At 71.2% G+C, this 11,424-nt stretch carries 8 protein-coding genes; all 8 read right to left on the bottom strand.

Annotation, left to right across the window (positions count from 1 at the left end; all coding sequences use genetic code 11):
* Positions 1-477: 477 nt before the first annotated feature.
* Positions 478-2,712 carry a TonB-dependent receptor gene (locus ACO2Q2_RS13990; RefSeq protein WP_423256417.1) on the bottom strand — a complete coding sequence of 745 codons (2,235 nt, stop codon included), beginning with the start codon at positions 2,710-2,712 and terminating at the stop codon, positions 478-480.
* 104 nt (positions 2,713-2,816) lie between these two features.
* Positions 2,817-4,130 (bottom strand): threonine synthase, encoded by a 1,314-nt coding sequence (gene thrC / locus ACO2Q2_RS13985; protein WP_423256415.1) that lies wholly within the window; start codon positions 4,128-4,130, stop codon positions 2,817-2,819.
* 130 nt (positions 4,131-4,260) lie between these two features.
* On the bottom strand, positions 4,261-5,241 hold the full coding sequence (locus ACO2Q2_RS13980; RefSeq protein WP_423256413.1) for a homoserine kinase: 981 nt from the start codon (positions 5,239-5,241) through the stop codon (positions 4,261-4,263).
* Positions 5,238-6,398, bottom strand: coding sequence for a homoserine dehydrogenase (locus ACO2Q2_RS13975; protein ID WP_423256411.1), 1,161 nt, complete (start codon positions 6,396-6,398; stop codon positions 5,238-5,240). The genes ACO2Q2_RS13980 and ACO2Q2_RS13975 overlap by 4 nt, the downstream gene beginning before the upstream one ends.
* 346 nt (positions 6,399-6,744) lie before the next feature.
* The gene (locus ACO2Q2_RS13970; protein WP_423256409.1) at positions 6,745-9,615 is read right to left on the bottom strand and encodes a TonB-dependent receptor domain-containing protein; all 2,871 of its coding nucleotides are present in this window, start codon (positions 9,613-9,615) and stop codon (positions 6,745-6,747) included.
* A gap of 5 nt (positions 9,616-9,620) precedes the next feature.
* On the bottom strand, positions 9,621-10,634 hold the full coding sequence (locus ACO2Q2_RS13965; RefSeq protein ID WP_423256408.1) for a FecR family protein: 1,014 nt from the start codon (positions 10,632-10,634) through the stop codon (positions 9,621-9,623).
* On the bottom strand, positions 10,631-11,197 hold the full coding sequence (locus tag ACO2Q2_RS13960; protein ID WP_423256406.1) for an RNA polymerase sigma factor: 567 nt from the start codon (positions 11,195-11,197) through the stop codon (positions 10,631-10,633). Before ACO2Q2_RS13960 ends, ACO2Q2_RS13965 begins: the two co-directional genes overlap by 4 nt.
* A 35-nt stretch (positions 11,198-11,232) precedes the next feature.
* Positions 11,233-11,424: hypothetical protein (locus ACO2Q2_RS13955; RefSeq protein ID WP_423256405.1), on the bottom strand; the 192-nt coding region annotated here is incomplete at its 5' end.

Below are 11,424 nucleotides of genomic sequence, written 5' to 3'. Positions count from 1 at the left end.
CCGCCGACCGGCAGCGGGTCGCCCACCGTCGTGGGGCGACGGCTCAGGGAGAGGCTGCGGTGGCTGTTGCGCTGCGACATGGACCGACCATAGGGCAGCGGAAAAGGTGGCGTCAACAGTTTCATGTGAATCCATGCGGAAAACATGATTTGGCCGTCCAGATGTCCATATGCGCTTCGGGCGTGATCCACGCAGGGCAAGCGATGAGCGCCAACGCGTGCGTATGGAAGAGCGGACTCGCGGGTTTTCGGCAAGATGCCCTGGCGCCGCAAAGAGCTGCGAATGGGGGCTTTCCGCGGCCCGCAACCGCCACGCGGCCGATGCGGCTGCGCGATTTCCGTGCTTCGAAACCGTCACCCTTGCATGCCTGGCAGCCAGGTTGCTCCGCAAAAAGCAGGGGCCGGCAGATGCCGGCCCCGAGGGGTTGTCGCATGGACTGGCACGACCTCGCCAAGGCGATGGCGCGATGCAGCAGGTTTACAGCTCGGCGCGGAATTCCACGCCGATCACCCGCGGATCGTTGACGAAACCCGTGCGGTTGTTGAAGTCAATTGCGCCGATCAGCGCGCGCTTGTCGGTGATGTTGCGGCCGTACAGGGCGATCTCGCGGCGGCCGTAGTCCCAGTTGTAGCCCACGCGCAGGCCGCCTTCGAGCAGCGGCTTGCCCTTGAACTCGGCCGAGTCGTAGAGGAAGAAGTTCACCTCGCTGCGGTAGTTCCAGTCGGTGTAGACGAAGAACTCGCCGCTGTCGCCGTACGGGATGCCGTAGCGGGCGGTGAGGGTACCGATCCACTGCGGCGCGTTCGGCAGCACGTTGCCGTCGATCAGCGCGTTGCCGTCGGCGTTGCGCGGGTCGAGCACGGTGCACTGGGCGCCGCATACGGCGACCGCCAGGGTCGGGTCCTTCAGCTTGGTGTGGTTGTAGCTGCCGCCGGCGGTGAGCACGAAGTTCGGCGTGAGGTAGGCTTCCAGGTCGAACTCGGCACCGTAGCCCTCGGTCTTCCTGGCGTTGATCAGGCGAGTGATGTTGATGTCGCCGCCCACCGCGGTGAGCTGCTCGTTGTGCATGGTGTAGCTGTACACGTCGGCGTTGAAGCGCACGTGGTTGTCCATGCCGGTGGACTTCAGGCCCAGCTCGTAGGAGGTGATCGTCTCCGGCCTGGCCTGCGAGATGAAGTCGGAGAACAGCACGCGGCCCTGCACGCTGGGCGCACGGAAGCCGTTGGCCACGCGGGCGTAGACGTTGACGTTCGGGCTCAGCGTCCAGGTGCCGGTGAGGTCGCCGCTCCAGCGCGAGTCGTTCGGGTTGGCGGTGAGCGTGAGCGGCGGCGCGCCGAGCGGCGAGAGCAGGCGGTCGACGCGGAAGTCGCGCTGGTCGTGCGAGTAGCGGGTGCCGGCGCGCAGCTCGAAATCGTCGGCCAGTTGGTAGTTGACCGAGCCGAACACCGCCCACGCCCGGGTGCGCTGGGTCTGCCTGGCGTAGCCGTCCAGCGCGTGGTTGTTGAAGGTGGCGTAGTCGAAGTTGCTGATCGCGATGTCTTCGTCGAAATAGTAGGTGCCGACCTGCCAGTTCAGGCGATCCCGGCGGTTGCTGGCCAGGCGGAACTCCTGGGTGATCTGGCGATCGTGCGGCATCGCGTCGGCGGTCTCGGACGGGAACGGGATGAAGCCCGGACCCATCGGCAGGTGGAACACCGCGCCGTAGCCGCCGTCCACGTCGCCCAGGCTGTAGGTGGTGGCGTGTTCCAGCCCGGTGATCGAGGTGACGCTGTAATCGCCGAGGTTCCAGTCCAGGTGCAGGTTGCTGCCCCAGGTGAACAGGTGCTGCTGGTTGCGGCCGTCTTGCGCCACCTGGTCGCGCTGGAAGCCGGGCACGAACTGGTTGCTGCCCAGCGTGATCGCATTGGCGCGGTTCACCGTGGCGGTGCCGTTCAGCCAGCGCGCGTGGGTATTGACCAGCGCACTGAAGCCGCCGTCCTCGTACAGCGCCTGCAGGCGCACGGCGCGCTCGTTGTAACCGCCCAGCGCGTTGGCCTTGCCGGTGAAGGTGTTGTCGATCCAGTTGTCGCGGTGCTGCGCCAGCGCCGATATGCGGCCGGACCAGTGCCCGCCCAGCGCGCCGCCCAGCGCCGCCTCGGCGTTGGCGGTGCCCAGCGAGCCGTACGAGACGCGCGCGTAGCCGGAGGTTTCCTGGCTCGGGCGCACCGACTCGAACTTGATCACGCCGGCCGGCGAGTTGCGGCCGAACAGCGTGCCCTGCGGGCCGCGCAGCACTTCCACCTGGGCCAGGTCGAACAGCGGGAAGCCCTTGAGGATCGGGTTCTCCTGCACGATGTCGTCGTACACCATCGACACCGGCTGCGAGGCGTTGAGGTCGAAGTCGCTGTTGCCCAGCCCGCGGATGTAGAAGCGCGGAAACTCGCGGCCGTAGGAGGTTTCGGCGTACACGCTGGGCGCGCGCGAGGCCAGCTGCAGCACGCCGTCGCCGGACTGGCCGAAGGCCTCCAGCTTCTCCGGGGTGATCACGGTCAGCGACATCGGCACCTTCTGCAGGTTCTCCACCCGCTTGGAGGCGGTGACCTTCACCGTCTGCAGCTCGGTGGTCTTGATGTGTTCGGCGGCGGTGTCCTGCGCGTGCACGGCAGACAGGCAGAGCCCAGCGAGAATGGAACCGGCGAGCGCCGCGCGGCGCGGCGTGGATGCGATCGACATGATGGTGTCCCCGGGGCGGTGGTTGGAAAAAGCGGCGGCTCTGCGGCCGCCGTCCCGCGCATTTTCCTATGCCGTCGCCCCGGGGCGACAGTGCCCGGCCCCGATCAGGCCGTCGCGTGTTCGCGCAGCACGCGGCGCAGTGCATCGTCCGTGGCCGGCAACGGCGCGGCGTGTGCCGGGCGCGCCAGCATCGCCGCCAGCGCGGCCGGCACCGCCAGCGGATGCCCGACCAGCGGCTCCACCACGCTCTCGAACTTGGCCGGATGGGCGGTGGCGACGACGGTCCAGTCGTCGCGGTTGCCCGCTGCGCGCAGCGCGTCGAGCACGTGCACGGCGGTGGCAGTGTGCGGGCAGAACTCCTCGCCGTGCTCGCTGGCATGACGGGCGATGGTGGCGCGGATGGCGTCGTCGTCCACGCCGGTGCCGGGCAGCTCGCGGCGCAGCGTGGCGTCATCGAACAGCCAGCGCAGGCGCTCGACGTTGCTCGGCGCGCCCACGTCCATCGCGTTGGCGATCGTCGCCACCGCTTCGCGCGGGCGGTAGTCGGCGCCGCCGAGGAACTCCGGCAACGTGGCGTTGGCGTTGCAGGCCAGGTGCACGCGGCCGATCGGCAGGCCCAGTGCGCGCACCCACAGCGCGGCCAGCGCGTTGCCGAGATTGCCGGTGGGCACGATCAGGTTCAGCGGCTGCCCTCGTTCGCGCCACCAGGCCAGTGCGGTGTGCGCGTAGTAGCTCATCTGCGGCAGCAGGCGGCCGAGGCTGATGCTGTTGGCCGAGGACAGTGGCACCACGGCCTGCAGCGCGGCGTCGTTGAGCGCGGCCTTGACCATGCGCTGGCAGTCGTCGAAGCGGCCGGCCACGCGCAGCGCGCTGACGTTGCCGCCGAAGCAGCCGAGCTGGTGCGCCTGCCGCGGCGAGACCTTGCCGGCCGGATACAAGATCAGCACCCGCACCCCGGGCCGGCCGTGGAAGGCCGCGCCGACCGCCGCGCCGGTATCGCCGGAGGTGGCGACCAGGATGGTCAGCGGCCGCGCGTCGCGGCGCGGCAGCCGCGCCAGGCAGGCGGCGAGGAAGCGCGCGCCGACGTCCTTGAACGCCGCGGTGGGGCCGTGGAACAGCTCCAGCACGTGGGCGCCGTCGGCCGGCAGCGCGCGATGCGGCACCGGGAAATCCAGCGCCTCGGCGCAGATCGCCGGCAGCGCCCCGGCCAGCGGATCGCCGGCGAAGAACGGTGCGAGCACGGTGGTGGCGGTGTCGGCCAGCGTGCCGTGCGGGTCGAAGGCGGCGACGTCCAGCCGCGGCATCGTCTCGGGCACGTAGAGGCCGCCATCCGGGGCGAGGCCGGCGGCGATGGCCTCGCTCAAGGTTGCGGCCGGGCTGCTGCCGCGGGTGCTGACGTAGCGCAACACTCCGCTCATGGCCACCTCGTGTAGGAGCGCACCCTGTGCGCGACCGCTTCCGGCGCCATGCGTGTCACCGGCAAAATGCTTCCGCGCACAGCGAAAATGCTTTCGCGCACAGGGTGCGCTCCTACAGGAAATGCTCGGCTCATACGGCGTCTCCGACATCGACCACGTTGGCCGCCGGCCCGTCGACCGGCGCGACGAACGCGTCGCTGTCCAGTCCCGCTTCCGCAAAGGCGGCGCGCATGGCGACGGCGGCGTTCTCGGCGTCGGCGCGGTGCTCGTACCAGCCGAACACGCTGGGCCCGGCGCCGGAGATGCTGGCGCCCATCGCGCGGTGCTCCAGCGCGGCCTGCTTCACGCGGGCGAAATTCGGCACCAGCGGCGCGCGGCGCGGTTCCACCAGCACGTCCTTCAGGCCTTCGCGCACCAGCGCGGCCTCGCCGCGGTAGCAGCCGGCCAGCACCAGCGCGAGGTTGGCGCTCTGGCTGACGAAGCTGCCCAGCGGGTAGTCGCCGGCCAGCGCGGCGCGCGCCTTGCGCGTTTCCAGCACGAGGTGCGGATGCACCAGCGCACAGTGCCAGCCGGCGGGCACCGGGATACGCACCAGCCGGTCGTGGGTGGCCAGCACCAGGCCGCCCAGCAGCATCGGGCCGATGTTGTCGCCGTGGCGGCTGCCGCTGGCCACCGCCTCGCCGTCCAGCGCGAAGCCGTACAGCGACTCCGGTGGCAGCGGCCGTTCCAGCAGGGCGTTGGCCGCGACCAGCGCGGCCACGCAGGAGGCCGCCGAACCGGCCATGCCCGAACCCAGCGCGATGCCCTTGTGCAGGGTCAGCTCGAAGCCGTGCGCCAGGCCCAGCGCCTTGCGCAGCGATACCAGCGCCATGCCGGCGGTGTTGCGCTGCGGATCGAGCGGCAGCTCGGTGACCACGCCGCGGATCGCGGCGATGCGCACCAGCGGCTCGTCGATGCGGCGCACCTCGGCGCGATCGCCGGCGCCGGCCATGGAGTGGCCGAGGATGTCGAAGCCGACGCCGACGTTGCCCACGCAGGCGGGGGCGAAGGCGCAGGCGTGCAGGGCGCGTTGCGGGGCGGTGGTCATGCGGTCTCGCAGTTGGGCGTTCATGCGCGCAGCTCCAGCGATTCGGCGATGCGCAGCAGGTCGGCGAAGATGCCGGCGGCGGTGACTTCGGGACCGGCACCCGGCCCCTGCACCAGCAGCGGATTATCGCAGTAGCGGCGGGTGGTGAACTGCACCACGTTGTCGGTGAGCCGCGAGTGGGCGAACGCGTGCGCGGCCGGTAGCACCGCCAGCTTCACGCTGGCGCGGCCGGCGCGGTCGAGGTGGGCGACATGGCGCAGCACGCCGCCGCGCGCATGCGCCTCGGCCAGCCGCGCGGCCATCGGCGCGTCGAGTTCGTCCAGCCGCTCCATGAAGGCGTCGCGCGACAGCGCAGCCAGCGTGTCCGGCACCAGGCTCTCCACCGCCACGTCGTCCAGCGACAGCGCCCAGCCGGCCTCGCGGGCGAGGATCACCAGCTTGCGCGCCACGTCCATGCCGGACAGGTCGTCGCGCGGATCGGGCTCGGTGTAGCCCAGCGCGTGGGCCTCGCGCACCAGCGCGGAAAACGGCTGCGCGCCGTCGTGGCGGTTGCACAGCCAGGCCAGCGTGCCGGAGAACATGCCCTCGACCGCGAGCAGCTCGTCGCCGGTGTCGAGCAGGTCGCGCAGCGTCTGCACCACCGGCAGGCCGGCGCATACGGTGGCCTCGTAGCGGAAACGCGCGCCGCTGGCGGCACTCGCCGCGCGGATGGCCTGCCAGCGCGCCAGCTCGCCGCTGCCGGCGAGCTTGTTCGGCGTCACCACGTGCAGCCCGGCGGCGAGCCAGCGCGGATAGTGCGAGGCCACCGCATCGCTGGCGCTGCAGTCGATCAGCAGCGCGTCGCGCGGCTCGTTGCCGCCGCGCACGTGGGCGGCAAAGGCGTCGAGGTCGTTCGGGCGCCACACCTGGGCACCGCCGGCGCGGCCGTTGAGTTCGGTGTCGTCGCAGTCCAGCCACATGCGCTTGCTGGCGACCACGCCGCGCAGGCGCAGCCGCACGCGGCCTTCGCGCTCCAGCCGCGGTTGCGCGGCGCGCAGCTGGTCGAGCAGGGCGCTGCCCACCCGGCCGGGGCCGATCACGCCGACCGCCAGTTTCCGGCTGCGCGGGGAGGCGGCCGCCGGCGCGGACGCCGACGGCAGCGGTTTGGGATGTTCGAGCAGTGGGGGTGCGCAGGTATTCACGTAAGCCTCCGGATGAGGCCCGTGCTCTTCTGGCGGTATCGGTGGTGTACGCCGGCCCGCCTCGTCGAGGGCGGGGCCGTTGCGTGTGATGAAGCTAGTCGCGCACGGACACCCACCCCGACCGAGTGGTAATGGTCGTGGTGGTAATGGTCGTGGCGCAGGAGAGGGTGTCGACACAGCGCCCGCCAGCGCGGCGCGCCACACCGGGGAGGTGCGCGGAGCGGAGGCTGGCAGGGGCGTTGTCGGTCGACATGTGTTCGACGTTACGGGCCTTGCTGCAGTGCAGTCAACAGGTGCAATTGCAACCATCCGCGCGACGTGACGCGCGTCGCGGCCGGTTCCGGCATCAGCGCTGGTAGTGGAAGCTGAGCAGGAAATAGCGCCCCACCACGTCGTCGAACGACGGGCTGTAGGTCAGCGAGGGACGGCCGAAGTAGCGCGGGTGGTGATCGAGCGCATTGTGCACGTTGACGCCGATCCGCCAGTGCCCGAAGCCGCCGTAGTCGAGGTTGAGGTCGAGCAGGGTGAACGCCGGCGTGCTGCAGTGGCCGGCCGCGCGCAGCTCCTTCGGGCAGGTCAGCAGGCTGTTGGCGCTGGTCCGGTAGGCGTAGTGCCCGGTGTAGCGCAGGTTGGCGGTGGCGACCCAGTTGCCGCGCGTCCATTCCACCCCGGCCAGTGCGGTGGCCTTGGGCTGGTCGGCATAGCCGTCGTAGACGTCCGGCAGGGCGCCCGGCTCGATCTGCCGGCGCAGCCTGGACAGCCAGTCCACGCCGAGGCTGAAGCTGAAGCTGCCCCGGTGCGCGGTGTCGAGCCGGTAGCGCACGTCGAGGTCGAACGAGCGCACCATCGTCTTGCCCAGATTCACCAGTTGCTGGTCGAAGGCGTACAGCGCGCCCTGGGCGTCGCGCCGGAACAGTTCGGGATAGGCGTCCGGATGATCCAGCGCGTAGGACACCGGCAGCGCGCGGATCTCGTGGCGGCGGTCGACCTGGTAGACGTCCAGCGCGATGCCCAGTGCCGGGGTGGGCGCCAGCACCACGCCGAAGGTGAGGCTGCGCGAGCGCTCCGGCTGCAGGTGGGGATTGCTCACGCTGTCCAGCCGCAGCGTGCACAGCGAATAGCCGGAGCCGACCGGGCGGGCGTTCACGCACGGCAGCAGCGCGTCGGGCACTTCCACCCGCACGCCGGTGGGCAGCAGCGCCTGCGGGCGGTCGAGTTCGGGCAGGGTCGGCGCGCGGTAGCCGCGGGCGATGGTGCCGCGGAAACTCACGCTGTCGGTGACGTCCCACTTCAGTCCCAGCCGCGGCGAGAAGGCCCAGCCGAAGCCGCCGCTGTGGTCGGCGCGGGCCGCCACGTTGGCGGTGAATCCCTGCGCCAGCGGCATGTCCATTTCCACGTAGGCGGCGGAGATCCAGCGGTTGCCGCGGCGCACGTACGGCGGCTGGAACTGGAACACGTCGTTGGCGATCAGCAGTGGATCGGGCTGGTCGTCCAACTGTTCGCGGTAGCCCTCGATGCCGGCGGCGAGGCCCACCTCGCCCAGCCGCCACTGCGCCAGCGGGCCATCGGCGCGCAGGCTGAAACCGCTCTGGCTGGTGCGGCCGGTGCGCAGCAGCTCGGGCGACAGCGCGGCGAGCAGGGCCGGATCGTTGTGGCCGCCGGGCCGGTAGCTGCCGTCGGCCAGCGCCTGGTCGAGCACGCTGGAGCGCAGCAGGCCGCGCGCGCGGTCGGTGCCGGCGTTGTGCTGATCGTCCAGCCGCAGGTCCCACTGCCAGTCGCCGGGATGGCCGCGCAGGCCCACGCTGAGCTGGGTGCTGCGCGACTGCGTCGCATCGCGGATCGGGCCGACGTCGCTGAAGGCGTAGTTCACCACCCGCGAGCCCTGCGGTGTGGCGGGGTCGTAGATCAGCAGCTGTTCGGTGGCCGGCCCGGTCTGCTGGCGCTGGCGCACCATGTTCCAGCGCAGGTCGGCGTAGGCCTCGAGCGTACCCAGCGGATGGTCGAGGTGGGCCAGCAGCGAGCGGCTGTCCAGCCCCGTCTGCAGCGTGGTGAGCGGACCGGAGGTATTGGTGCACGGGCCGTCCAGCGTGATCCGCGTGCAGCCGCCGCCCGTATTGCCGTAGCCGATCTGGCCGCCGTCGAAGTAGTAGGTGCCGTCGCCGCCGTCGCCGCCGTTGCGCGCCCAGCGGCGCGCGCTGCCCAGCAGGGGCGCGCGGTCGAGGTAGTCGGCGCCGAGCACGAGGTGGCCGCCGTGGCCGAACGCGGTGCCGAAACTCGCCGTGCCGCGATGCTGCGCGGCGTCGCCGCGCGAGGAGATGCCGGTGTTGCCGTCCAGCGCCACGCCTTCGAAGTGCTTGCGCAGGATGATGTTCACCACGCCGGCCATGGCGTCGGAGCCGTAGATCGCCGAGGCGCCGTCGCGCAGCACTTCCACCCGCTCGACCAGCGACAGCGGGATGCTCTCCAGATCGTTGACCAGGCTGAACTCGCCCTGCGACAGGCCGTAGCCGGCCATGCGCTGGCCGTCGACCAGGAACAGCGTGGCGGTGGCGCCCAGCCCGTGCAGGTCCACCGCCGCCGCGCCGGTGGCGCCGGACAGGCCGTTGACCTGGTACAGCGCGTTGTCGCTCAGCGCGACCGGAGCGTTGTTCACGCGTACGCCCGGCTGGGCGCGCAACAGCTCGAACAGGGTCTGGTAGCCGCTGTGCTCGATCTGCCGGCGGTCGATCACGGTCAGCGGCGAGGCGGTTTCCAGCGCGGTGCGGCGCAGGTGGGTGCCGGTGACTTCCACCGTCAGCAGCGGCACGGGCACGTTTTCCAGCGGCACCGCCGGCAACGTGCGCGGTGCCGCGGGTGCGGGCGCCGGTGCGGTCGCGGCGCGGCGCAGCACGAAGGTGTCGGCATTGACCGCCTCGGCGACGAGCCCGCTGCCCTGCAGCAGGCGCGCCAGCGCGTCCGCGGCGGTGAAGTCGCCTTCCAGCGCGATGGCACGCCGGTGGGCGGTCAGCTCCGGCGCATAGAGCAACTGGATGTTGCCGCGGTGGGCCAGGCGGCGCAGGGCGTCGTCGAGCGAGGCGCCGGCGGCGATGCGGTAATGGCGGGTGGTCGCTGCCTGCGTGCCGGCGGCCGCCGCGCAGGCGATCGACAGCGCCAGCGCGAGTCCGAGCGCGGCGCGTCGACGACCGGGCGCGGCGAACGCGACGTGGCGCCGGGGCATCGCGATCAGTGCGCTCCGGCGGCAGGCGGCAACAGGGTCAGCTCGTTGGCGCCGGTGCGCTCCACGCGCAGCTTCCAGCCCCGTGCCAGCGCCGATGCCAGCGCTTCCTGGTCGCCGGCATGGAAGCTGCCGCTGACCTTGAGCGAGGCCAGCGCCGGATCGCCCAGCCGCAGCTGGGTGGTGGAGTAGCGGTTCATCGACTGCAGCAGGCGGTCGAGCCGGCGCTGGTCGAACGACAGTTCGCCGCGCGTCCAGCCGCGTGCCTGGTCCAGGTCCAGCGGCGCCACGCCGGCGGCCCGGCCGTGCGCGTCGATGTGCAGTTGCTGCGCCGGGGCCAGGTTGCTGGTCCAGGTCTGGCCCACGGTGTCGCGGCTGACCGACACGCGGCCTTCCAGCAGGCCCACGGTGACGCCGTCGGCGCGCCGGCTGACCTGGAACGTGGTGCCGATGTCGCGGATCACGTTGCCGTCGACCTGCACCAGGAACGGCCGCGCGCCGTCGTGCGCCACGTGGAACTGGGCGCGGCCGTTGCGCACGACCACCTCGCGCTGGTGCGCGCTGAAGCGGGCGACCAGGCTGGACTGCGCATCGAGCTGCACCAAGGTGCCGTCGGCGAGGGTGACCGACTGCGGCAATCCGGTGCCCGTCGCGTAATGCTGTTCCACCGGCGCGCCGTTGCGCACCATCTGGGCCAGCCCCAGCGCCACCAGCAGGCCGGCGGCCACGCCCGCGGCCAGCCACCAGGTGCGCTGCGGCCGCGCCGGCGGGCGGCGGGCGAGGTCGCGCCGCGCCGCGCGCGCCACCGCACGCAGCAGCGGGTCGTCGGCCAGCATGGCGGCGTTGCGGTGCAGGTATTCCACTTCCGCGAACGCGGCGGCGTGGTCCGGGTCGGCGGCGCGCCAGCGCTCGAAGGCTTCCTCGTCCTGCGGGCCGCGCGTCGGCGAATGCAGGCGCGCCAGCCAGGCCTCGGCGCTGTCGGGGAAGGTGTTGAAGCGCGGTTCCATCGCGTGGCGGTTCATGGTTGGACCTCCGTGTGAAAGGCGCCGAGACGCACGCGCAGCACGCGCAGGGCCCGGCTGATGTGCTTCTCCACCGCCTTGACGCTGATCCCGCAGTGGTCGGCGATTTCGGTGTACGTCATGCCTTCGATCCGGTTCAGCAGATAGATCTGCCGACAACGCTGCGGCAGGCGCAGCAGGGCGCGCTGCAGCGCCACCAGCTCCTGCTGTGAGGCGGTGCGCTGCTCGTGGCTCGGTTCGCTGGTGGGCAGTTCGATCGTGTCGTCATCCAGGCTCACGTGCTGCGCGTCGAAATGGCTGGCGGCGCGCCGGCTGCGGTCGTGCAGGGCGTTGACCGCGATGCGGTAGAGCAACGCGGCCCAGGTTTCCGGCGCGTGGCCGCGGTAGCGCATCAGCCGGGTCAGGCTCTCCTGGGCCAGGTCCTCGGCGTCGTCGGCCGAGCGCGTGCGCCGGTGCAGGAAGCGCACCAGCGTCTCGCGCTGCGATCGCACGAAACCGTCGAATTCGTTGGTAGGACCAGTGCCGGCAAGCGTCTGCTTGGGCTCGGCCGTGCCCAGGGCCATGCGGTGGCACCGTGTGTTGACCAGAGAGATAGCCGTCACGATATCGCAAGCGCCGCCGCTTGTGGCCGTCGATGAAGTGCTTCCGCGTCCATGCGGAAGGCTGAGAGGGTGTCGACAAAATAAAACAAACCTGTAGAATCTGCCGTAGGTCTCACGAGCGGACGGTTCTCATGGAACAAAAGAAGCGCAGTGACGTAAAGCGCGGGCGCAAGCCGGCGTTGAACGAA

The organism is Dyella sp. KRB-257 (assembly GCF_049445995.1).
GTDB lineage: Bacteria > Pseudomonadota > Gammaproteobacteria > Xanthomonadales > Rhodanobacteraceae > Dyella_A.
This window is presented reverse-complemented; position numbering and strand designations above follow the sequence as displayed.